The 21,240-nt window shown below is 71.2% G+C and carries 18 protein-coding genes; 7 read left to right on the top strand and 11 right to left on the bottom strand.

Going from position 1 to position 21,240, the window contains the following annotated elements; all coding sequences use genetic code 11:
* Positions 1-25: 25 nt before the first annotated feature.
* The 6 genes from ACLJOU_RS37495 to ACLJOU_RS37520 form a co-directional block, all read right to left on the bottom strand.
* Complete coding sequence (locus ACLJOU_RS37495) at positions 26-721, bottom strand: hypothetical protein (protein WP_410574030.1); 696 nt, start codon at positions 719-721, stop codon at positions 26-28.
* A 205-nt stretch (positions 722-926) separates the two neighbouring features.
* Positions 927-1,925 (bottom strand): ABC transporter substrate-binding protein, encoded by a 999-nt coding sequence (locus ACLJOU_RS37500; protein WP_410574031.1) that lies wholly within the window; start codon positions 1,923-1,925, stop codon positions 927-929.
* Positions 1,926-1,964: 39 nt separating this feature from the next.
* Positions 1,965-3,014, bottom strand: a complete 1,050-nt coding sequence (locus tag ACLJOU_RS37505) for an ABC transporter permease (protein ID WP_410574032.1) — start codon at positions 3,012-3,014, stop codon at positions 1,965-1,967.
* A complete protein-coding gene (locus ACLJOU_RS37510; RefSeq protein WP_410574033.1) occupies positions 3,011-3,775 on the bottom strand; it encodes an ATP-binding cassette domain-containing protein in 765 nt (254 codons plus the stop codon). Before ACLJOU_RS37510 ends, ACLJOU_RS37505 begins: the two co-directional genes overlap by 4 nt.
* Positions 3,772-4,809 (bottom strand): class I mannose-6-phosphate isomerase, encoded by a 1,038-nt coding sequence (locus ACLJOU_RS37515; protein ID WP_410574034.1) that lies wholly within the window; start codon positions 4,807-4,809, stop codon positions 3,772-3,774. The genes ACLJOU_RS37510 and ACLJOU_RS37515 overlap by 4 nt, the downstream gene beginning before the upstream one ends.
* Positions 4,806-5,789, bottom strand: a complete 984-nt coding sequence (locus ACLJOU_RS37520; RefSeq protein ID WP_103350431.1) for a LacI family DNA-binding transcriptional regulator — start codon at positions 5,787-5,789, stop codon at positions 4,806-4,808. Before ACLJOU_RS37520 ends, ACLJOU_RS37515 begins: the two co-directional genes overlap by 4 nt.
* A 314-nt stretch (positions 5,790-6,103) precedes the next feature.
* On the opposite strand from ACLJOU_RS37520, the gene ACLJOU_RS37525 reads away from it, so the two are divergent.
* The 3 genes from ACLJOU_RS37525 to ACLJOU_RS37535 all read left to right on the top strand — a co-directional run bounded on the left by ACLJOU_RS37525 (position 6,104) and on the right by ACLJOU_RS37535 (position 12,372).
* Positions 6,104-9,337 (top strand): GH92 family glycosyl hydrolase, encoded by a 3,234-nt coding sequence (locus tag ACLJOU_RS37525; protein ID WP_410574137.1) that lies wholly within the window; start codon positions 6,104-6,106, stop codon positions 9,335-9,337.
* Positions 9,338-9,404: 67 nt separating this feature from the next.
* Positions 9,405-11,789 carry a GH92 family glycosyl hydrolase gene (locus ACLJOU_RS37530; RefSeq protein ID WP_410574035.1) on the top strand — a complete coding sequence of 795 codons (2,385 nt, stop codon included), beginning with the start codon at positions 9,405-9,407 and terminating at the stop codon, positions 11,787-11,789.
* A 217-nt stretch (positions 11,790-12,006) separates the two neighbouring features.
* Complete coding sequence (locus tag ACLJOU_RS37535) at positions 12,007-12,372, top strand: DUF3817 domain-containing protein (protein ID WP_004562934.1); 366 nt, start codon at positions 12,007-12,009, stop codon at positions 12,370-12,372.
* Positions 12,373-12,445: 73 nt separating this feature from the next.
* On the opposite strand, the gene ACLJOU_RS37540 is transcribed toward ACLJOU_RS37535, so the two are convergent.
* Positions 12,446-12,946, bottom strand: coding sequence for a MarR family winged helix-turn-helix transcriptional regulator (locus ACLJOU_RS37540; RefSeq protein ID WP_410574036.1), 501 nt, complete (start codon positions 12,944-12,946; stop codon positions 12,446-12,448).
* A 79-nt stretch (positions 12,947-13,025) separates the two neighbouring features.
* On the opposite strand from ACLJOU_RS37540, the gene ACLJOU_RS37545 reads away from it, so the two are divergent.
* The gene (locus ACLJOU_RS37545) at positions 13,026-13,331 is read left to right on the top strand and encodes an MTH1187 family thiamine-binding protein (protein WP_410574138.1); all 306 of its coding nucleotides are present in this window, start codon (positions 13,026-13,028) and stop codon (positions 13,329-13,331) included.
* Between the two features lie 7 nt (positions 13,332-13,338).
* Here ACLJOU_RS37545 and ACLJOU_RS37550 read toward each other — a convergent pair whose 3' ends face one another.
* Positions 13,339-13,746, bottom strand: a complete 408-nt coding sequence (locus ACLJOU_RS37550; protein ID WP_410574037.1) for a hypothetical protein — start codon at positions 13,744-13,746, stop codon at positions 13,339-13,341.
* Positions 13,747-13,936: 190 nt separating this feature from the next.
* Here ACLJOU_RS37550 and ACLJOU_RS37555 point away from each other — a divergent pair, with 190 nt between their 5' ends.
* Positions 13,937-14,908 carry a tetratricopeptide repeat protein gene (locus ACLJOU_RS37555; RefSeq protein WP_410574038.1) on the top strand — a complete coding sequence of 324 codons (972 nt, stop codon included), beginning with the start codon at positions 13,937-13,939 and terminating at the stop codon, positions 14,906-14,908.
* A gap of 42 nt (positions 14,909-14,950) precedes the next feature.
* On the opposite strand, the gene ACLJOU_RS37560 is transcribed toward ACLJOU_RS37555, so the two are convergent.
* Positions 14,951-16,378 (bottom strand): neutral zinc metallopeptidase, encoded by a 1,428-nt coding sequence (locus ACLJOU_RS37560; RefSeq protein WP_410574039.1) that lies wholly within the window; start codon positions 16,376-16,378, stop codon positions 14,951-14,953.
* A gap of 131 nt (positions 16,379-16,509) precedes the next feature.
* Between ACLJOU_RS37560 and glgP the strand changes: the two genes are divergently transcribed.
* Together glgP and ACLJOU_RS37570 are read left to right on the top strand one after the other, a co-directional pair.
* Complete coding sequence (gene glgP / locus ACLJOU_RS37565; RefSeq protein WP_410574040.1) at positions 16,510-19,047, top strand: alpha-glucan family phosphorylase; 2,538 nt, start codon at positions 16,510-16,512, stop codon at positions 19,045-19,047.
* Between the two features lie 62 nt (positions 19,048-19,109).
* The gene (locus ACLJOU_RS37570; RefSeq protein ID WP_410574041.1) at positions 19,110-20,099 is read left to right on the top strand and encodes an LLM class F420-dependent oxidoreductase; all 990 of its coding nucleotides are present in this window, start codon (positions 19,110-19,112) and stop codon (positions 20,097-20,099) included.
* 90 nt (positions 20,100-20,189) lie between these two features.
* Here ACLJOU_RS37570 and ACLJOU_RS37575 read toward each other — a convergent pair whose 3' ends face one another.
* Both ACLJOU_RS37575 and ACLJOU_RS37580 read right to left on the bottom strand, forming a co-directional pair.
* Positions 20,190-20,585, bottom strand: a complete 396-nt coding sequence (locus ACLJOU_RS37575; protein ID WP_410574042.1) for a rhodanese-like domain-containing protein — start codon at positions 20,583-20,585, stop codon at positions 20,190-20,192.
* Entirely contained in the window at positions 20,582-21,127 is a 546-nt protein-coding gene (locus tag ACLJOU_RS37580) for a cysteine dioxygenase (RefSeq protein ID WP_410574043.1), read from the bottom strand. The genes ACLJOU_RS37575 and ACLJOU_RS37580 overlap by 4 nt, the downstream gene beginning before the upstream one ends.
* Positions 21,128-21,240: the final 113 nt, after the last annotated feature.

Here is a 21,240-nt window from a genome sequence, read left to right on the forward strand (position 1 = left end):
GGTGTCCAGGGCAAAGATCCTACGGCTACGCGGGCCCGTCGCGGTCGGCCAGCACCTGGGCGTGGCGGCGGAAGCGGCGCCAGGTCCGGTAGTGGTCGAGCGCGGTGACGTTGCCCAGCAGGCTCGAGTTCGCCGGGTACGGCCGGTCCGGCAGCGAGATCCACCCGGTCGTGCGGGTCTCCTTGACCGCCACCGGCACCGGCCGGAACGTCGTCGGGTCGAGCCCGTCGCTGTGCCGGACGACCTCGTCGAAGAACCACGCCGACGTGATCAGCGCCAGCACGCCGCGGGAGGCCCTGAGCGCCTCCTTCAGCGGCCTGGCCGCCAGCAGCCGGAACGTCTGGTTGATCGCCGGCGCGGTGACGCCGTGCTCGTCGTAGGCGACTTCGCCCGCGTGCAGCGCCATCCGCAGCCGGATCCGGGCGCCGGGGTCGTGCGTCCGGTTGTGCCGGTGCAGCGCCACGGCGAGCGCCGCGGGCAGGAATTCGACGAAGAGCCCCTTCGGGACCTCCGGCGGGACGAGGACGAAGACACCGTCGCCGCAGTCTTCGCGCCGGCAGTCCGCCCACGGAACGCCGGCGTCGTCGAACGCCCGGCGGAGCGCGCGGTACAGCCCGTCGCGCAATGCCAGCCGGTGTGGGGTGGTCCTGTGCTGGTCGCCGTAGCCTTCGACGTCCACGGCGAAGATCGTCCGGTGCAAAGCCGGCCGCTCGTACTTCATCGCACCCTCCCTGCGAACATGCATCCGGCGGGTGCAGATGCATGTGCAGATGAGTGTGACGCAGGCCACCCGTCCGGGTAAACGGGCGGTGCGGTGAGCGGTTATCCCACCGCGGTGACCGGCAGGAGCTGTTCACTGCCGTCGAACGCGCTGGTCAAGGCCCTGCGGACGGACACGTGCCCCCCGCAGGACCCTGACGGACGGCTCAGCAGCTCTGCTTGTAGAAGTACTGCGAATTGGCGTCCATGTCGGCCTTGGTGATCGAGTGCAGCTGCGCGGTGAGGTTCCGCGTCACCGGCTTGCCCTCGACGGCCGCGACCGCCTGCTGGACGCCCTGGGTGCCGATCGAGGCCGGGTCCTGGGCGATCAGGGCCTGGTACTGGCCGTTCTTCAGGCCCTCGACCTCGGACGGGCTCGCGTCGAAGCCGATCAGGTTGACCGCGCCGACCTTGCCGGCGTTGCGCAGGCCGGTCGCCGCGCCCTCACCGGTGTTGAGGTTGGTCGCGAAGACGCCGATGAGGTCCGGGGTCGACGACAGCGCCGCCGTCACCTTGGACGCCGCCTGGTCGGGCTCGTTCTGGGTGAACTGGACGCCGATCGACTTCAGGTTCGGGGTGTTCTTCAGTTCGTCCTCGAAGCCCTTCGCGCGGGCCGCGGTCGTCGACGTGCCCGCGATCGTGTCGAGCACCAGGACCGAGCCGCTCTTGCCGTTCGCGAGCTTCGCCATCGTCTGGGCGGCGAGCTTGCCGCCCTCCGCGTTGTCGGAGGACACGGACGACGCGGCGACGCTCGTGTCCTTCAGCGACGTGTCGACCTCGACGATCTTCGCGCCGCGGTTCTTGACCTGCTGGATCGGCGCGAGCATCGCGGTGTCGTCGGTCGGGGCGATGAGCAGCGCGGCCGGCGGGTTCGACCCCAGCGCGTTTACCAGCTGGGTCTGCATCGCCGCGTCGAACTTCTGCGGCGCCTGCGTGGTGAGCTCGTAGCCGAGCTTCTTCGCCTCGGCCTGCGCGCCGCACTGCAGCGAGATGTAGAACGGCTCGGCCTGCACGCCCGGGATGAGCGCGAGCTTCTTCGAGCCGGCCGAATCGGCCTGGCTGCCGCCGGACCCGGTCTGCCCGACCGTGCCGGACCCACAGGCGGACAGCAGTGCCGCCGCGGAGACCACGGCACCCATGGCGGTGAGAGTCTTGGTCAGCTTCATAAGCACCTCGTTGTACTTGGGGAACCGTACTCGGGAAACTCAGCGGGAGTTGCGACGGCGGCGGCGTCGCTGGTCGAACCAGACGGCGGCGATGAGGACCGCGCCGACGGCGATCATCTGCCAGAAGTCCTGGACGTGGGTGATGTTGAAGCCCTTCTTCAGCACCGCCGGGATGAACACGCCGATCACCGTGCCCAGCACCGTGCCGACGCCGCCGAAGAGGCTCGTGCCACCCATCACGACCGCGGCGATGGCGTTGAGGTTGTCGGTGGTGTGCGCCGAAATCGTGGTCGACGCGTAGTACGCCAGCGAGAGGAACCCGGCGATCCCCGCCAGGAAACCCGTCAGCGTGTACACCTTGAGCAGGTGCCGGGTGACGCCGATGCCCGCGCGCCGCGCGCCCTCGGCGTTGGAGCCGACCGCGAAGGTGTACCGGCCGAACTTCGTCGTGTGCAGCAGCCACGCGCCGATGAGGGTGATCACCACGGCGACGATGACCAGGTTCGGCACGACGCCGAACGACGTGCCGTAGCCGAGGGTCTGGTTGAGCACCACCGGCACGCTGCGCACGTCCGAACCGTTGTTGAGCAGGTAGGCCGCGCCGAGCGCCGCGCCCATGGTGCCGAGGGTGACGATCAGCGGCGGGATCCCGGCCACCGCGATGAGGAACCCGTTGACCAGGCCCCAGACCGTCCCGGCGACGACCGCGGCGATCAGGCCGACCGTGATGACGCCCCAGCCGGCGTTCGAGGCGTTGCCGCCGGACATCGCCTCCATCACCTTGCCGGCGACCATGCCGGCGAAGATCAGCACCGAGCCGACCGACAGGTCGATGCCGGAGGTGATGATGACGAACGTCATCCCGACCGACAGCACCAGCAGCACGGCCGTCTCGATGAGCAGCGTCTGGAAGGTGAACAGCGTCGGGAACTCGCCGGGGGCGATCGCGCTGAACACGGCGATCAGCGCCACGAGGACCAGGGCGATCCAGAACGTGTTCGCGCCGACCAGGCGCTTGCCCAGCGGCCGCTTGCCGAAGCCCGCGTCCGGGGCCTCCTGGATGTCCTTCGGGGGACTGGACACGCTCATGCCGCCTCCTCCTGCACGAGGGCGCCGGTCATCGCGGCGACGAGGTCTTCGAGCTTCGTGTCCGAGCCGGTGAACCGGGCGACGCGCTTGCCGAGCCGCAGCACCTCGACGCGGTCGGCGACCGACAGCACCTCGGGCATGTTGTGGCTGATGAGCACGACGGCGATGCCCTTGTCGCGCACCTTCTTGATGACGTCGAGCACCCGCTCGCGCTGCACGACACCCAGCGCCGCCGTCGGCTCGTCCATGAACACGACCTTCGACGCCCACACGACCGAGCGCGCCACGGCGACGCTCTGGCGCTGGCCGCCGGACAGCGAGCCGATCGGGACGTCGGTGCTCTGCAGCGTCACGCCGAGGCGCTGGAACTCCTCGACGGCCTGCCGCCGCATCTCCGCCTTGTCGAGCATCCCGAGCTTGCCGAGGATGCCCTTGCGGTGGATTTCGCGGCCGAGGAAGAGGTTGGCCGCCGGGTCCAGTTCGGGGGCGACGGCCAGGTCCTGGTAGACGGTCTCGATGCCCAGCCGCCGGGCGGTGGTCGGCGAGTCGAAGCGGACGTCCCGGCCGTCCAGGAGGATCTTCCCCGACGTCGGCTGCTCGGCGCCGGAGAGGCACTTGACCAGCGTCGACTTGCCGGCGCCGTTGTCGCCGATCAGGGCCGTCACCTCACCCGCGCGCGCCTGGAACGACGCACCGCGCAGGGCTTCGACCGACCCGTAGCGCTTGGTGAGGTCGACCGCCTCCAGGAGGATTTCGCTCATCCGTGCCTCTCTTCCGGCGCCGGCGGCCGGCAGCGGATCACCGTCGCCGTGCCGGACAGCTCGGTCTGGCCGGCGTCGAACGGGACGACGTAGGTGTCGCCCTTCGCCAGCGCGTGCTCGCCCCCGTGCTCGGTGCGCAGGGTGCCTTCGCCGTCGAGCACGACCAGCACCGCGAACGACGGGTCGAGTGACAACGTTGTCGCAGTGTTCGTGCGAAGCTGCTCGGCTCGGAAGAACCGCTCCGATCCGCCGGCCAGCAGGTCCACAGTGGACGCGTGGTCGCCCGCCGTGCGCCTGATGATCGTGCCGAGCCGTTCGGTGTCCCAGCCGGAGGTGTCGAGCGCCTCGATGGCGGTGTCGAAGCCCAGGCCGAGGTGGCCCTTCTCCGGCGACGCGAGGAAGTCCCGCCACTCGATGGTGAGCGAGAAGTCCGTCGGCTGCTGCAGTTCGACGACGAACACGCCCTCGCCGATCGCGTGCGGCAGCCCGGCCGGGATGTAGACCGTGTCGCCCGCGGACACCGGGATGCTGTTGAGCGCGCCCAGCATCGACGGCACGTCCTGCTCCCGCGTCCACTCGGACACCGTCGCCTTCGACAGCGTCTCCTTGAAGCCGGGGTAGACCCGCGGGTCGTCGCCGTAGGTGCCGACGACGATCCACGCCTCCGTCTTGCCGAAGTGGGAGTCGAAGTGCCGCTTCGCGAACGTGTCGTCCGGGTGGAAGTGCACGGGCAGCCGCTGGCCGGCGTCGAGGAGCTTGACCAGCAGGCCCGTCGACGTCCCGAGCGCTTCGACGTGCTTCGCGCCGAGCCAGCCGTTCGGGTTCGCCACGACGGCGTCCCGCAGCCAGGCGCCGTCCGGGAGCCGGGTGAGGCCGGTGGTCTCCTGGCCGAACATCGTGGTCGCCGAGGCGACCCAGTCCTCCGGGCCGAACTTCGACTCGGAGGGGGCCCCGCGCAGCGCCGCGATGGCGTCGCCCCCGCGGTAGAACTGCGGCGGCTGGTTGGCGGGGAGCCGGATCGGTTCGAGGGTCACGGGGCGACCTCACCGGAACCACGGGCGACGAGATGCACGGGCAGGACTACCTTTCTCGGCGGGGACTGATCTCCTTGGACGCGGGCGAAGAGCAGCTCGGCCGCGGCGTGGCCCAGCGCGCTGACGTCGTGCGCGACCACCGTGACCGGTGGGTTCAGCAGGTCCGCCAGCTCGAAGTCGTCGAACCCGACCATCGCCGGGCGGCGCTCGGCGTGCGCGAGGGCACGCAGGAGGTGCACGGCGACCCGGTTGTTGCCGGCGATCACCGCGGTGGCCGCGTCCGGGCCGTCGAGCAGCCGCTTGACGGCGTCGCCGACCGAATCCGGCGTCGGTGTCCCCATCGAGACCAGCGACTCGTCGTAGGAGATCCCGTTGCGCACGCAGCCTTCCCGGAAGCCGCGCAGGCGCTCGGCCGCGGTGAAGATGTCCGGGCTGTCGCCCAGGAACGCGATCCGCCGGTGCCCGTGCTGCGCCAGGTGCGTGACGGCCTCGATGGTGCCGCCCAGGTTGTCCACCAGCACGGTGTCGGCCACGATGTCGCCGGCCGGGCGGTCGATGAACACCACCGGCGTCCCCGCGCGCATCTCCGGCACCAGGTAGCCGTGCTGGAGACCGGCCGGGACGACGAGGATGCCGTCCACCCGCCGCGCGCAGAACTCCAGGACGAGCTCGCGTTCGCGGTCGGAGTTCTCCTCGGACGAGCCGGTGAGCACTTGGCGGCCGAACGACGTCGCGATCCGCTCGACCGCGCGGTTCAGCTCGGAGTAGAAAGGGTTGCCGACGTCTTCGACGATCAGCCCGATGGTGCCGGTGGTCGACCCGCGCCGCAGGTTCCGCGCGCCCAGGTTGCGCCGGAACCCCAGCTGCTCGATGGCCGCCATGACCCGCTCGGCGGTGTCCGGGTGCACGGCCGGTTCGTCGTTGACCACGCGCGAGACGGTTTTGATGCTCACGCCCGCCAGCCGGGCCACGTCGCTCATCGTGGCCCGCCTGCTCGCGGTGCGCGTGCTGCCGTCCCGGTCCCGGCCCAGAGGAGACAACGTTGTCATAGTGACGGGGATTGAACGCCACCCGCCCGGTGCTTGTCAACGCCCCGGGCGGGGATTGTGCCGATTCGGCTACCGACGGCGTAGGACAGACGGCTGATCACCCTGTCCGGAAGTGGACAGGTCTTGACGTGTCCCTTGACTGTCTCGTGAGCCGCTGCCCAAGGTGGCCCGGTTCGACCGACTGCGCGACAAGGTTGTCATGACGGGTTTTCCGGTCGCGCTGACGAGGTGGAGAGGCGATGGCCATGGCGCGAGCGCGCTTCAGAGCCGGTTTAGCTTTCCTGACATTGGCGGTGACCGCAGCGGTGGCTCCCGCTGTTCCCGCCGCTGCCGCTACCAGCACCGATTACGCGAAGTGGGTCAACCCCTTCGTGGGCACCCGGCCCGGCGGGGCCGACCACGGCACCGGGGGCGGGGCCGGCAACACGTTCCCGGGCGCGGTCGTGCCGTTCGGCATGGTCCAGTGGAGCCCGGACACGGTGAAATCCCAGCCCGGCGGCTACTTCTACGACGACGACGCCCTGACCGGGTTCAGCCTGACGCACCTGTCCGGCGCGGGTTGTTCGACCTACCAGGACATCCCGTTCATCCCGTACGTCGGCGAAGTGACGACTTCCCCGGCCACCGACCCGGCGCACTACACGTCGAAGTTCTCGCACACCAACGAACACGCGACCGCGGGCGCCTACGACGTCACCCTCGACAGCGGCGCGAAGGTCGAGCTGAGCGCGACCCAGCGCACCGGCTCGGCGCGGCTGACCTACCCGGCCGGCGCGTCCTCGACGCTGCTGGTCAACACCTCCGGCTCGGTCAACGGCACCGACGACGCGTCGATCACCATCGGCAAGGACACCATCAGCGGCTGGGCCACCAGCGGCCGCTTCTGCGGCGCGCGCAACAGCTACCGCGTCTACTTCTCGGCCAAGTTCGACACGCCGTTCGCGTCGATCGGCACGTGGAAGAACGGCGCCGTGACGCCGAACAAGGCCGCCGAAACCGGTGGCGCCAAGGCGAAGGTCGCGCAGCCCAACGGCGTGAACGCCTCGATCGCGCGGCCGGCCAAGGCCAAGACGCAGGACACCACCGTCAGCGGCCCGGGCAGCGGCGGGTACGTCACCTTCGCCAACCTCAACGGCGCCCAGGTGAACGTCCAGGTCGGCCTGTCCTTCGTGTCCGTCGACGGCGCGAAAGCCAACCTCAAGGCCGAGAACACCGGCAAGTCCTTCGACACCGTCGCGGCGGGCGCGCGCAAGGCGTGGAACGCGCAGCTGGGCAAGATCGCCGTCACCGGCGGCTCGGACGCCGACCTGACGACGTTCTACACCTCGCTGTACCACTCGCTGATCCAGCCGAACGTGTTCTCGGACGCCAACGGCCAGTACGTCGGCTTCGACGGCCGGATCCACACGGCCGACGGTGCCAAATCCGGCCACGCCATGTACACCAACTTCTCCGGCTGGGACATCTACCGCTCCGAGGCGCCGCTGCTGGCGACGATCGCGCCGAAGGAGACCTCGGACATCGTCCGGTCGATGATGGCCTACGCCGAGCAGGGCGGCTCGTGGGACCGCTGGACGGTCGCGAACGACTACACCGGCGTCATGAACGGCGACCCGTACCACATCATCGTCTCCAGCGCGTACGCCTTCGGCGCGCGTGACTTCGACGCCCAGAAGGCGTTGCTGCTCATGATCAAGGGCGCCACCCAGCCGACCCAGGGCTACACCGAGCGCCCGGGGCTCGAGGACTACCAGAAGCTGGGTTACGTGCCCGGCGCCGGCGCGGACACGCTCGAGTACACCAGCGCCGACTTCTCCATCGCCCAGTTCGCGAAGCGGCTCGGCGACAGCGCGACGTACACGACGTTCATGAAGCGCGCGCAGAACTGGCAGAACCTCTACAACCCGGGTACCGGCCACCTGCAGCCGCGCAACGCGGACGGCTCGTTCTCCGGTACCTACGACCCCGCCAGCTCGCAGGGCTGGGTCGAGGGCAACGGCGCGCAGTACGAGTGGATGGTGCCCTACGACCTCGGCGGCGTCGTGACGGCGTTCGGCGGGAACACCGCGACCCAGTCCCGGCTGGACACCTTCTTCACCAAGCTCAACGCGGGCACGCAGGAGCCGTACGCCTTCATGGGCAACGAGCCGAACTCCAACGCGCCGTACGTGTACTCGTACGCGGGCGCGCCGGCCAAGACCCAGGCGATCGTGCACCGCTCGATGGACGAGCTGTACAACCCGCGTCCCGAAGGCCTGATCGGCAACGACGACCTCGGCCAGATGTCGGCCTGGTACGTCTGGTCGGCGCTCGGCATCTACCCGGAGATCCCGGGCCGCGCCGAGACGCTGCTCGTCACCCCGCGCTTCGAGCACGCCGTGCTCACCACGGGCGCGGGCAAGAAGATCACCATCAACGCGCCGGGCACCGGCGACTACGTGGGCAGCCTGAAGGTCAACGGCGGCGCGGCTTCGAAGGCGTGGCTGCCGGAAGGGCTGATCTCCAGCGGTGGCACGCTCGACTACACCCGCTCCGCCACGGCGACCTCGTGGGGCAGCGCAGTGGCCGACGCGCCGCCGTCGTTCCGCGAGCAGGAGAAGCCGAGCCTGTCCTTCGTGGACCCGGCCCGCGCGGTGACGCCCGCCGGGTCGACGTCCAAGGCGTCGGTCGGTGTCCAGGACCTTTCCGGCGTGGCCCGGACCTGGACCTACAGCGCGGGCAGCGTCGACGGGATCACGCTGACCCCGGCGACGGGCAGCATCGCGGTGCCCGCCGCGGGCAAGGCCCAGGCCGAGCTCACGGTCAGCGTCCCGGCCGGCCTGGCCGACGGCGCCCGCCGCATCCCGGTGACGTTCTCCGCGCCGGGCGTGGCGTCCTCGCAGGCCGTCCTGACGGTGCTGGTGGCCCAGCCGAACAGCTGGCTGGCCACGGTGAACAACGCCGGCATCTCGCCGGATTCGAACCCGGGCGCGGCGAACTTCGACGGCGGCGGCTGGAGCTACTCGGCCGACGCCCTCGCCGCGGCCGGTGCCGCTCCGGGGGCGACGATCACCAGTGACGGGCTCAAGTTCACCTGGCCGTCGTTCCCGGCCGGGGACCCGGACAACGTGATCGCCGCCGGTCAGACGGTGAACGTCACCGGTTCCGGCCGGCTGGCGCTGCTCGGCTCGGCGTCCAACGGCAACGCGTCCGGCACGCTGACCGTCACCTACACCGACGGCAGCACGTCCACCGCCACCATCGGGTTCTCCGACTGGACCCTCGGCGGCGGCGGTGCGCAGCCGGCGTTCGGCAACCGGATCGTGCTGTCGACGCCGTACCGCAACGCTTCGGGCGGCGACCCGCAGCAGATCCGCACGATGGTGTTCGGCACCAACCCGATCACCCTCGACGCGGGCAAGACCGTGGCGAGCGTGACGCTGCCGGCCAACGTCAGCGGCGGTGCGCTGCACGTCTTCGCGATCGCCGTCGGCGCGTGATGATCCACCTCTGAAAGGCCGCCCGCGTTCCGCGCGGGCGGCCTTTCCCGGTTTCCGGAGGGCTGTTGTGAAGAGCAGGATCCTGGCGGGCGCGCTGACGCTCGCCGTGGTGGCGACGGGGGTGAGCCCCGCCGTCGCTTCGGCTTCGAGCGGCGACGCCCTCGAAGCCGTCAACACGTTCATCGGCACGCAGGACGAGGGGAACACCTTCCCCGGCGCCTCGGCGCCGTTCGGGATGACGCAGGTCAGCCCGATCACCTCGCACTACGCCGGCTACCGCTACACCGACACCGCGATCCGCGGCTTCGGGCACTTCTTCCTCTCCGGCGCGGGCTGCTGGGAGCAGGGCGGCCTGGTCTCGACGCTGCCGACGACGGGGGAAGTGGGGCCCGGCAAGGCGTTCGACACGGCGAAAGCGGCCACTTTCGACCAGCGGCAGTACGCCTCGCCGTTCACCCACGACGGCGAAGTGGGGAAGCCCGGCTACTACAAGGTTCACCTCACCGGCTACGGCGGTGTCGACGTCGAGACGACGGCGGCGACCCGGGCGGGTGTCGAGCGGTACACGTTCGCCAAGTCCGGTGACGCCAACGTCTTCGTCAACGTCGGCCAGGCGAACGACAAGGAACCGGTGACCGGCAGCAGCATCCGGGTCGTCGACGACCGGACCGTCGAAGGAACCGTGGAATCCCAGGCGTTCTGCGGCGGCAAGGCCTACACGACGTACTTCACGACGAAGTTCGACAAGCCGTTCAAGGCGTTCGGCACCTGGTCGCCGACCGGCGGCACGCCCGGCTCCCGCTCGGCCGAAGGCGGCGCGGGCCTGCGTGGCGCGTGGCTGACGTTCGGCGGCGGCCAGGTCACCGCGACCACCGCGATCTCGCAGGTCGACGCGGCCGGGGCCCGGGTGAACCTGGCGGCGGAGCGCATCCGGTCGTTCGACGCGGCCAAGGCCGAGGTGCAGAGGACGTGGCGGCGCGAGCTGTCCGGTGTGGACATCAAGGGCGGCACACCCGACGACCGCACGGTCTTCTATACCTCGCTCTACCACGCGCTGCTGCAGCCGCTGACGGCGAACGACGCCGACGGCCGCTACTACGGCTTCGACAAGAAGATCCACCGCGCGGTCGGCTGGACGTACTACGACTTCTTCTCGCTGTGGGACACCTACCGCTCCCAGAACCAGCTCTTGGCGCTGCTGCGGCCGAGCCGTGCGAGGGACATCGCGAAGAGCATCCTGGCCATCCACGACCAGGGCGGCTGGCTGCCGCGGTGGGCCTACGCGAGCCAGGAGACGAACACGATGACCGGTGACCCGGTCACGCCGTTCCTGGTCGACCTCTGGCGCTTCGGTGCGCTCTCCGGCGAGGAGGTGCACGCCTACCAGGCGCTGCTGCAGAACTCGCGCGAGATCCCGCCCGCCGCGTCGCCGTTCCAGGGCCGCTCGGGCAACGCGAGCTACCAGGCCGACGGGTTCGTCCAGTACGACCCGGACTTCCCGAAGAAGGGCCAGGACACCGACCCGAACCACGGCGCGTCGGCCACCCTGGAGTACGCGCTCGGTGACTGTTCGCTGTCGGTCATGGCGGCGGCCCTCGGCAAGAAGGCCGACGCGGCGGCGCTGGCCGCGAAGGGCCGGACCTACCGGACGCTGTGGGACGCCACCCAGGCCGACCGCGGCTTCACCGGCTTCTTCCGGCCGAAGGTCCTCGGCGGCGCGTGGTTCAGCCCCGCGGACAAGCCGTACAGCCCGCAGAGCCAGGACGGCTTCCACGAGGGCACGGCCTGGCAGTACCAGTGGCTCGTCCAGCAGGACGTGCCCGGCCTGGTGCAGCGGATGGGCGGCCCGGCGGCCACCGGGAAGCGCCTCGACGACTTCTTCGCCTACGACGAGCTGGTGAAGAACCCGGCGACGGGGGTGCGCGAGAACTGGGTCGTCGGCCCGTACGACTACTACGACCAGTTCCGCTACAACCCGAACAACGAGCCCGACCTGCACTCGCCGTGGATGTACGCGCTCACCGGGCAGCCGGCGAAGACGTCGACGGTCGTGCGGGCGGCGCACACGCTGTTCACCGACGCGCCCAACGGCGTCACCGGGAACGACGACCTCGGCACCATGTCGGCCTGGTACGTCTTCAGCGCGCTCGGCCTCTACCCCGCCGTCCCAGGGACTGGGAACTTCGTCCTCAACGCGCCGCGGTTCGCGAAGTCCGTCCTGCACCTGGAGAACGGACGGGCCATCACGATCCAGGCGCCGGGCGCCGACGGCTCGAAGCTGCAGTACGTCTCGGGCCTGCGGGTGGATTCACGCGCCAGTGACCGCGTGTACGTCAACGTGGACCAGCTGGAGCGCGGCGCGACGCTCGACTTCCGGCTGACCGCGGACGCGGCCGCGACGACGTGGGGGACATCACCCTCGTCGGCCCCGGTTTCGCCCTGCGCGGAGTAGCCGGGGCTCGCTCACGACCGTGGTTCAGACCACAGTGGACCACGGTCGTGAGCAGGCTCACGGGACCCGGTGTTCCCGTGAGGGCCATCACGCCTCACACTGGGTATCAGCACGTCCGACAGCGCCGTTGACGTCCGGGGCAAGTCCGCCTTGGACGGTGTGTCGGGCGTTTTTTGATGTGTTGAACCAACGTGGTGAGACCCCACAGGAGGAAGCAGTGTCCAGCAAGGCCGCTCTCGTATTCCGCGTGGCCGCAGTAGCCGAAGCCCTGTCCTGGGCCGCGCTGCTGGTCGGGATGTTCCTCAAGTACGTCGTCCACTCTTCCGGCGAGGGCGGCGTGCCCGTCATCGGCATGGTGCACGGCGTGATCTTCGTCCTCTACGTGGTCGTCTCCCTGTCCGTCGCGAAGCCGCTCGGCTGGCGCCCGAAGACGCTGGTCCTGGCCCTGCTGGCGAGCATCCCGCCGCTGTTCACGTGGCTGTTCGAGAAGTGGGCGCTGCGCAACGGCAAGCTCGACGGCCCGCAGCGGCTGTCCCACGGCGGGGTCGGCCTGTTCCAGGCGAAGGAACCCGTCGCCGCCTGATTCCCAGCACGTGAGAAAGGCCCGCGCTTCCGGCGCGGGCCTTTTCTCTTGTGGACAGTGCGCGGCGGAACGCCTACTCGCTGAAGTCCCCGGCGGCGCGGCGCACCTTGGTCAGCAGGTCCGTCAGCTGCTCGGTCTGCCGTTCGGTCAGCCCGCTCAGCCCGAAGTCGATGGCGGTGACGGCTTCGGTCGCGGCCTCGCGGCGCGCCCGGCCCTCGTCGGTGATCTCCACCAGCGTCGTGCGGCGGTCGGTCGGGTGCGGGACCCGCTTGACGAGCCCGTCGCGCTCCAGGCGGTCCACTATGTTGGTGACACTGGTGGGGTGCAGCTGGAGCCGCTCGCCCATCACCCGCATCGGCAGGCTGGCGGTGCGGGCGAAGGTGAGCAGCACCAGCGCTTCGTACCGGGCGAAGGTCAGGCCGTGCGGCTTGAGCGCGCCGTCCACCGCGGACTGGATGATCTGCTGGACCCGCATCACCCCGGTCACCGCGGCCATGGTCCCGGAGGGCCCGATCCGGTCCTCCCAGATCCGGGCCGCACGGGCGATCGGGTCGAACGGCAGCGGACGGTTCATGACACGCGAAGTTACCAGCGGGTACCGGGGCGTGTCGCACGACTGGCGGAAATGGCCACCGAAGAAGGGACTTCCGAGCATGATCGTCGCGTTCAGCGTGAGCCCGTCCGGCGGGGAGCCCGACGGCGGGGTGAGCGAGGCCGTGGCCCGCGCGGTGAAGGTGGTCCGCGAGTCGGGCCTGCCCAACTCGACCAACGCGATGTTCACGAACGTCGAGGGCGAGTCCTGGGACGAGGTCATGGACGTCGTCAAGCGGGCGGTCGAGGCCGCGGGCGAGGGGTCGTCCCGGGTGAGCCTGGTGCTGAAGGCGGACATCCGGCCGGGCTTCTCCGGCCAGCTCGAGGCCAAGGTGGACCGGGTGGAAGCGCGGTTGCGCGAGTCCTGACGGCCGGTCAGGGCAGGGGCGGGGTGAAGGCGATCGTCCAGCGGCCGTCTTCGCTCGTCACCGTCAGCGGGTAGCTGAACGGCGTGCCGTCGCCGAGGACGCCGGAGACCGTCGCGCGGGTCGGCGCGCCGGCGTCCGGGCCCAGCTCGACGCGCACGTCGTGGACCCCGCGGTCGGCGAGCACCGAGACGTAGTCCTTCGCGAAGTCGCCGCCGCCCGAGCCGGGGTAGTCGAGCAGGTCGGCGAAGGCGTCCGCGTCGTGGCGGGCGAGGGCGGCGGTGAGCCGGTCGTCCAGTTCGGCGGGCGAAGCGGCACCGGGGTCGGGTTCGTGCACGATGAGCAGCGTCACGGCCCCGACCCAGACGGCGGCGGCCGCGATCGACAGGCCCACCTTCACGTCACGCCGGATGTGCACCCGGGTGAGCCTGCCCCAGCGGTGCCGTCCTGCCAAGCGGACGGGCCGATACCCCCGGAACGGTCTCCTCAGGGAACGCGGGGGCGTTCGGGGTGGCGCGCGGCGGGGCGTCGACCGCGGAACAGTGTCAGAGCGTGGACCGGCCGGGCTCCCGGTGAAACTCCCCGGGCGCGCGTGCCAGGATGGAACCGTGACACAACCACGCGGATCTGCAGCGAAGTCAGCGGCCCTGTCGGCCGCCCTTTCCGGCGCGGTCGACCTGTCCGCGCTCAAAGCCCGTGCCGAAGCGGCGCAGCGGCAGCCGGCCCCGCCCGCCGGCCCGGCCGGGGGCGATGGCCCGCCGCGGCCCGCCGCGGGCGGCGCCGTGATCGATGTCACCGAGGCCACCTTCCAGGCCGAGGTCGTGGAGCGGTCCCTGCGCCAGCTCGTGGTCGTCGACCTGTGGGCCGAGTGGTGCGGCCCGTGCAAGCAGCTGTCCCCGGTCCTGGAGCGGCTGGCCGCCGAGTCCGGTGGCGCGTGGGTCGTCGCGAAGGTCGACGTCGACGCGAACCCGCGGATCGCGCAGCTGTTCGGCGCGCAGTCCATCCCGACGATCGTCGCCATCGCCGGCGGCCAGCCGGTCGACGCCTTCTCCGGCGCGCTGCCCGAGGCCGAGATCCGCAAGTGGATCAATGCGCTCCTGGACGCCCTGCGCGACAAGCTGCCGGGCATCCGCGACGCCGAGGCGGCCGGCGGCCCGGTCGAGGAGCCCGAGGACCCGCGCTTCACCGAGGCGGAAGAGGCCTTCGAGCGGGGCGACTTCGCCGCCGCGCAGGCCGCCTACGAACGCATTCTCGACGTCGAACCGGCGAACGAGCTGGCCAAGAACGCCCTGGCCCAGGTCAAGTTCACCGCCCGCGCCGAGAGCGCCGACCCGGACGCCATCGCCAAGGCGGACGCCGACCCGGCCGACCTGGCGGCCCAGCTCGACGCGGCCGACCTGGAGATCGCGGCGAACGAGGTCGAGGCCGGCTTCAAGCGCCTGATCGACACGGTCCGCCGCACGGCGGGGGAGGACCGCAACAAGGTCCGCGAGCACCTGGTGGCGCTGTTCGACCTGTTCGACCCGGCCGACGACCGGGTCATGAAGGCCCGCCGCGACCTCGCGAGCGCCCTCTTCTGACCGAAAGGGCCCCCACCACGCGGTGGGGGCCCTTTCGCGAACCTAGGCGTACTGCTTCGAGCAGACCGACGAACCCTCGAGGTACCCGCGCCGCAGCGCCTCGACCCGGTCGAAACCGCTGTCCGGGCGCTTCCCGTTGACGTCCGCCGAAACGAGGCTCTCCGGCTGCAGCAGGTCCGCGATGGCCTCGTCGAGGTCGCCCGCCGACAGGCGCAGGTCACCCGGCCGGTTCGTGAACGCCGCCCAGGCGCCCACCAGGCAGGCCGTGCGCAGGCCCGCGTTGGCGTTGTCGATCGACGCGCCGGCGCCCTTCTGGATGCCCAGCGCGTACCGCGCCGCGACCTCCGCGAACGCCGCGAAGTCACCCATGCCGCCCGGGTCCTCGCCCTTCATCTCGGCGTCGCGGTCGATCGGCTGGGCGAGCCGGGCGAGCTTGGCCAGGTCGATGCTGACGGTGTTGTCGCCCGGGCAGTACGACGCCGGCGGCGTGGTCTGGCAGCTGCCGCCGTCGGTGATCTCCGGCGCGGCCACCTGGGCGCCCTTGAAGGCCTCGTCGAGGCTCTTCTTCAGCAGCGCGACCGTCCGCTCGTCGAACTTCGCGTCGCCCTTGCCCTTGTCGCCCCGGTCGAACGGCCGCTCGGTGAGCCGGGCCTTGACGTTCTCGGCCGTCATCCCCGCGCACTCCTTGGGGCCCTTCTCGAACCCGGCCTGGAACGCGTAGGTGCGGTCGAACGCCGTGCCGTGCGCGCCCTTGTCGGCGGCGCTGGTGCCCGCCTGGTCGCGGATCAGGAACATCGCCGCCATGACCTGGTTCAGGCCTTCGGACGTCGACACGCGGTAGTACTTGCTCTTCTCCTCGGCGACCCAGCGGAAGTAGCCGCCGGCGAAGCAGTCGGCCTGCTGCTCCTTGACCACGGTCGGGGTGCTCTTGGTGACGCCGGCCTTGTCGCCGAGCCGGTACTGGACGGCGTGGCCGAACTCGTGCGCGAGCACCACGACCACCGACATCGGGCCGAACCGCTGGCGCAGCATCGGCAGCAGCACGCCGCGGTCCCACGCCACCGAGTCGTCGACCGGGCAGTAGAACGCGTTCACGAGCTTCTTCACGCTGCCGCAGCCGGTCTTCTCGGTGTCGGTCTGCGAGTCGTAGGACAGCAGCGACTTCACCGGCTCGAACTGCTGGCCGAAGTCGGCAGGCAGCCGCTCGCCCCAGTACGTCTGGACGTCGTCGATCGCGGCGGTGGCGAGCTTGTCGTCTTCGCCGCCTTCGGCGTTGCGGACGTTCAGGCTCGGCGTCGGCGCGTCCGGCTTGAGGCCGCTCTCGAAGTGCGTCACCGGCAGCCCGGCGACCGACCCGGCACCGGTGTCCGCGACCGGCCCGCCGCCGCCCTTGCCGGTGCACCCGCTCACGGCCACCGCCGCGACGGCCACCAGCGCGACGAGCGCCCGCCGTCCTCCCCCTGGGATCATCTTTTCCACTCGCTCTCGTGCCCACCCGGTACGGATGCGCAGGACCCTACCCAGCACATTCGCGCAGCGTGCACGTAATCCCCGAACTCCTCCTGCGCATCGCGGGCCGCGGCCCGATATCGTCGCTTCCCATGCGTGCAGTCCGCCGGTTCACCGTCCGCGCCAGCCTCCCGGATTCCCTGTCCGGCCTGGGCGCGCTGGCCACCAACCTGCGCTGGACGTGGCACCCGCCGACCCGCGACCTGTTCGCGTCGATGGACGCCGAGCTCTTCAACGCCGTGCGCGACCCGCTGCGCATGCTCACCGCGCTGCCGCCGGCCCGCCTGGACGAGCTCGCCGTCGACGACGACTTCCTCGAACGCGCTCGCGCGGCGGCCGCGGACCTGGAGCGGTACCTGACCGAGCCGCGCTGGTACCAGCGCCGTGACGCGGAAGGCACCGACGGCCTGCCGTCCGCGGTCGCCTACTTCTCGATGGAGTTCGGCGTCACCGAAGCCCTGCCGAACTACTCCGGTGGCCTCGGCGTGCTGGCCGGCGACCACCTCAAGGCCGCGTCCGACCTGGGCGTGCCGATGGTCGGCGTCGGGCTGCTCTACCGCAACGGCTACTTCCGGCAGTCGCTGTCGCTGGACGGCTGGCAGGTCGAGCACTACCCGGTGATCGACCCCAACGCCTTCCCCCTGGAGCTGCTCACGGCGGGCGGCCGTCCGGTGCTGATCGGCGTGGCGATGCCGGGCGGGCGCGAGCTGTGCGCCCAGATCTGGCAGGCGCGCGTCGGCCGCGTGCCGCTGCTGCTGCTCGACACCGACACCGAGGCCAACGACGAAGACCTGCGCGGTGTCACCGACCGGCTCTACGGCGGCGACGCCGACCACCGGCTGCGGCAGGAGATCCTGGCCGGCATCGGCGGGTTCCGCGCGGTGCGGAAGTACTGCGAGCTGACCGGGCACCCGCAGCCCATGGTGTTTCACACGAACGAGGGACACGCGGGCTTCCTCGGCCTGGAACGCGCCCGCGAGATCGTCCAGGCCGACGGCCTCGCGTTCGACGAGGCCATGCCGGCGGTCCGCGCCGGGACGGTGTTCACCACGCACACGCCGGTCAGCGCGGGCATCGACCGGTTCCCGGTGGACCTGGTCCAGCGGTACTTCGCCGACGGACGCCTGGTGCCCGACATCGACCCGCGCCGCGTCCTCGCGCTCGGCGCCGAGGACAACCCCGGCCTGTTCAACATGGCGCACATGGGCCTGCGGCTGGCGCAGCGCGCGAACGGCGTCTCGCAGCTGCACGGACGCGTCACGCGCAAGATGTTCTCGCGGCTGTGGCCCGGGTTCGACCACGACGAGGTGCCGATCTCGTCGGTGACCAACGGCGTCCACGGCCCGACGTGGGTGGCGCGCGAGCTCAGCACGCTGCTCGGCCGCGAGTGGGGCCTCGACACCGGCGAAGGGCCGCTGCGCGACGGCGTGTCCGACGCCCAGCTGTGGGAGCTGCGGCGGGAGCTGCGCGAGAAGCTGGTGCACGAGGTGCGGCGCCGGGTGCGTGCCGCGTGGCTGCAGCGCGGCGCGTCCCCGCTGGAGCTGGGCTGGGTCGACTCGGTCTTCGACCCGGACGTGCTGACCGTCGGGTTCGCCCGCCGCGTCCCGACGTACAAGCGGCTGACGTTGATGCTGCGCGACCCCGAACGGCTGCGCACGCTGCTGCTGCACGAGGAGCGGCCGATCCAGGTCGTCGTCGCGGGCAAGTCGCACCCGGCCGACGAGAACGGCAAGCAGCTGATCCAGCAGATCGTCCGGTTCGTCGACGGCGCGGACGTGCGGCACCGGATCGTCTTCCTGCCCGACTACGACATGTCGATGGCGCGCTACCTGTACCGCGGCTGCGACGTCTGGCTGAACAACCCGGTGCGGCCGCTGGAGGCGTGCGGGACGTCGGGGATGAAGTCGGCGCTGAACGGCGGGCTCAACCTGTCGATCCGCGACGGCTGGTGGGACGAGTGCTACGACGGCAGCAACGGCTGGGCGATCCCGACCGCCGACGGCGTCGCCGACCCGCTGCGCCGCGACGACCTCGAGGCGGCGGCGCTGTACGAGCTGCTCGGCCAGCAGATCGCGCCGCTGTTCTACGACCGCTCGCCCGACGGCGTCCCGACGGGCTGGCTGTCGATGGTGTGGCACACGCTGGAGACGCTCGGGCCGCGGGTCCAGGCGTCCCGGATGGTCCGCGAATACGTCGACAACGGCTACCTCCCGGCGTCGAGGATGGTGGCGGCGGCGACCGGCGACGGCTACCGCGGCGCCCTGTCGCTGGCGGACTACCGCACGAAGCTCGACGTGGCGTGGCCGCGGCTGCGGATCTTCGACTCGGAACTGCTGGTGGAGGCGACCGAGCCGCTGGTGGTGGGCACCGAGGTGACGATCAGGGCCCGCATCGACCTGGCGGGCCTCGATCCGTCCGAAGTGGACATCCAGGCGGTGGTCGGCCGGGTGGGCGACGACGACGAGCTGCACGACGCGGTGACGGTCCCGATGACCGGCGACGGGATCGGCGCGTTCGCCGCCCGCGTGAAGCTGCCGCGGCCGGGGGCGATCGGCTACACGGTCCGGGTGCTGCCGAGGCACGGGCTGCTGGCCACCCCGGCGGAGCTGGCGCGGGTCGTGCTGGCCTGACCTGGAGCGGCTCCAGGGAGAAATCACGCCGCACCGGCGCGGGGGCCGGGTTAGGTTGTGGCATGCGCTTCGGAATGTTCGTCCCGCAGGGCTGGCGGCTCGACCTGGCCGGCATCGACCCCGCGGACCACTGGCAGACCATGCTCGGCCTCGCGAAACACGCGGAGGCGGGCCCCTTCGAATCGATCTGGGTCTACGACCACTTCCACACCGTGCCGGTGCCGACCGAGGAGGCCACGCACGAGGCCTGGTCGCTGATCTCGGCGTTCGCCGCCGCGACGGAGACCGTCCGGCTCGGGCAGATGTGCACCTGCATGGGTTACCGCAACCCCGCCTACCTGGCCAAAGTCGCCGCGACGGCCGACCTGATCTCGGGCGGCCGGGTCGAAATGGGCATCGGCGCGGGCTGGTACGAGCACGAATGGCGGGCCTACGGCTACGGGTTCCCGTCCGCCGGCGAGCGGCTGGGCCAGCTCGACGAGGGCGTGCAGATCATGCGGGACCTCTGGACCACCGGAACGTCCACATTGGACGGGAAGCACTACCGGACCGACGGTGCGATCCTCCGCCCGCTCCCGCCGCAGGAGGGCGGCATCCCGCTGTGGATCGCCGGCGGCGGCGAGAAGAAGACGCTCCGGATCGCGGCGAAGTACGCGCGGTACACGAACTTCTACCCCGAGCCGGAGACGTTCACGCGCAAGTCGGAGATCCTCGCGGCGCACTGCAAGGACGTCGGCACCGACTTCGACGCGATCGTGCGCTCGGGCAACCTCAGCGTCGTCCTGGGCGAGACGGAGCAGGCCGTCCAGGAGAAGGTGGCCTGGCTGAAGGCGCACTACGAGAAGTACGTCCCAGCGGAGGACGCCGCCCGGGCGGTCGCCACCTTCGCGAGCGGCCCGGCGGTCGGCACGCCGGAGCAGGTGGCCGAGCACCTCGCCGCGCTCGGCAAGCGCGGGATGTCGTACGCGATCCTGAACTTCCCGGAAGCCGCGTACGACCGGTCCGGCATCGACCTGTTCACCCAGCAGGTCGCCCCGGCGCTGGCGGGCTGAGCAGCGCCGACCCGGAAACCGTCGGTCCCCTTCGGTGGCGTGGAAAACAGGGGCTGCCCAGCCGGGTCGGCGCCCTGCGGCTCAAGCGGCCTAAGGCACCGCCGGGCTGCCGCCGTCCTGCACGGGCAGGCCGGCGGCGGCCCACGCGCGGAACCCGCCCTCGAGGTCGGTCGCGCCGCGCAGCCCCAGCCGCTGCAGGTCGGCCGCCGCGAGGCTCGACGAGTAGCCCTCGTTGCACACCACGACCACCCGCGTGTCCGGCGTCACCGCGGGCAGCCGCCATTCGCTGTCCGGGGCCAGCCGCCACTCCAGGTGGATCCGTTCGACGATCACCGCGCCCGGGATCTCGCCCTCCGCCGAGCGGTTCGCCAGCGGCCGGATGTCGACCAGCAGCGCGCCCGCCTCCTGCAGTTCGCGGGCCCGGACGGGAGTCACCCGGTCCAGGCCCGCTCGCGCGGAGGCCAGCAGCGAGTCGACAGCGCTCATGACCGGACGATAGCGGGCAGCGGCGGGATTTCTGCGGGGACGTCGGCGAGCGTGTCGTACTCCCGCGTCGGCACCAGCGGCGGCGAGTACGCGTGGACGCTGGCCGCGGGCCGGTCACCGATGCCCGTGACCTGGTGGGCGCGGCCGGCGCCGAAGCCGAGGCCCTGGCCGGTGACGTGCGTGCGGCGCCGGATCGGCCCGCCGGGGTAGCGGTACTCCTCGCCGAGTTCACCCTGCAGGACGGTGAACGAGCCGGACGCGCCGCCGTGGTCGTGCGGCTTCGTCCGCTGGCCGGGCAGCCACGACAGCAGCCACAGCTCGACGCCGTCGGTCAGCGCCAGCCGGGCCCACCAGCGGCGGTCCTCGTCGAACCGGAGGATGCCGTGCAGGCCCGCAGCCAGCTCGGTCGTGACGGTGGCGGTCAGGTCGGCCAGCTCACGCGGTGTCCAGAGCAGCCGCGACGGGTGCAGCAGCTCGGGCAGCAGCGGGTCGGTCAGCTGCGGGTGGATTTCGACGGGCGGGCGAACCAGGGAAGTGGTCAACGCGGGTGCTCCTCGGACGCGGGGTGATCGGGACGCGGGGTGATCGGGACGCGGGGGCAGCGCGGCACCGCACGCGTCGAGAAGACGCGAGGGATCAGCGAAGCCGCGCCCGC

The sequence above is a fragment of the Amycolatopsis sp. cmx-4-61 genome, assembly GCF_046548775.1.
Taxonomy (GTDB): Bacteria; Actinomycetota; Actinomycetes; order Mycobacteriales; family Pseudonocardiaceae; genus Amycolatopsis.

Excerpts from the sequence above, each read along its gene's own strand:
- ACLJOU_RS37495 (WP_410574030.1), bottom strand. The coding sequence starts at position 721 with ATGAAGTACGAGCGGCCGGCTTTGCACCGGACGATCTTCGCCGTGGAC.
- ACLJOU_RS37500 (WP_410574031.1), bottom strand. The coding sequence starts at position 1,925 with ATGAAGCTGACCAAGACTCTCACCGCCATGGGTGCCGTGGTCTCCGCG.
- ACLJOU_RS37505 (WP_410574032.1), bottom strand. The coding sequence starts at position 3,014 with ATGAGCGTGTCCAGTCCCCCGAAGGACATCCAGGAGGCCCCGGACGCG.
- ACLJOU_RS37510 (WP_410574033.1), bottom strand. The coding sequence starts at position 3,775 with ATGAGCGAAATCCTCCTGGAGGCGGTCGACCTCACCAAGCGCTACGGG.
- ACLJOU_RS37520 (WP_103350431.1), bottom strand. The coding sequence starts at position 5,789 with ATGAGCGACGTGGCCCGGCTGGCGGGCGTGAGCATCAAAACCGTCTCG.
- ACLJOU_RS37525 (WP_410574137.1), top strand. The coding sequence starts at position 6,104 with ATGGCGCGAGCGCGCTTCAGAGCCGGTTTAGCTTTCCTGACATTGGCG.
- ACLJOU_RS37540 (WP_410574036.1), bottom strand. The coding sequence starts at position 12,946 with ATGAACCGTCCGCTGCCGTTCGACCCGATCGCCCGTGCGGCCCGGATC.
- ACLJOU_RS37545 (WP_410574138.1), top strand. The coding sequence starts at position 13,026 with ATGATCGTCGCGTTCAGCGTGAGCCCGTCCGGCGGGGAGCCCGACGGC.
- ACLJOU_RS37560 (WP_410574039.1), bottom strand. The coding sequence starts at position 16,378 with ATGATCCCAGGGGGAGGACGGCGGGCGCTCGTCGCGCTGGTGGCCGTC.
- glgP (WP_410574040.1), top strand. The coding sequence starts at position 16,510 with ATGCGTGCAGTCCGCCGGTTCACCGTCCGCGCCAGCCTCCCGGATTCC.
- ACLJOU_RS37570 (WP_410574041.1), top strand. The coding sequence starts at position 19,110 with ATGCGCTTCGGAATGTTCGTCCCGCAGGGCTGGCGGCTCGACCTGGCC.
- ACLJOU_RS37575 (WP_410574042.1), bottom strand. The coding sequence starts at position 20,585 with ATGAGCGCTGTCGACTCGCTGCTGGCCTCCGCGCGAGCGGGCCTGGAC.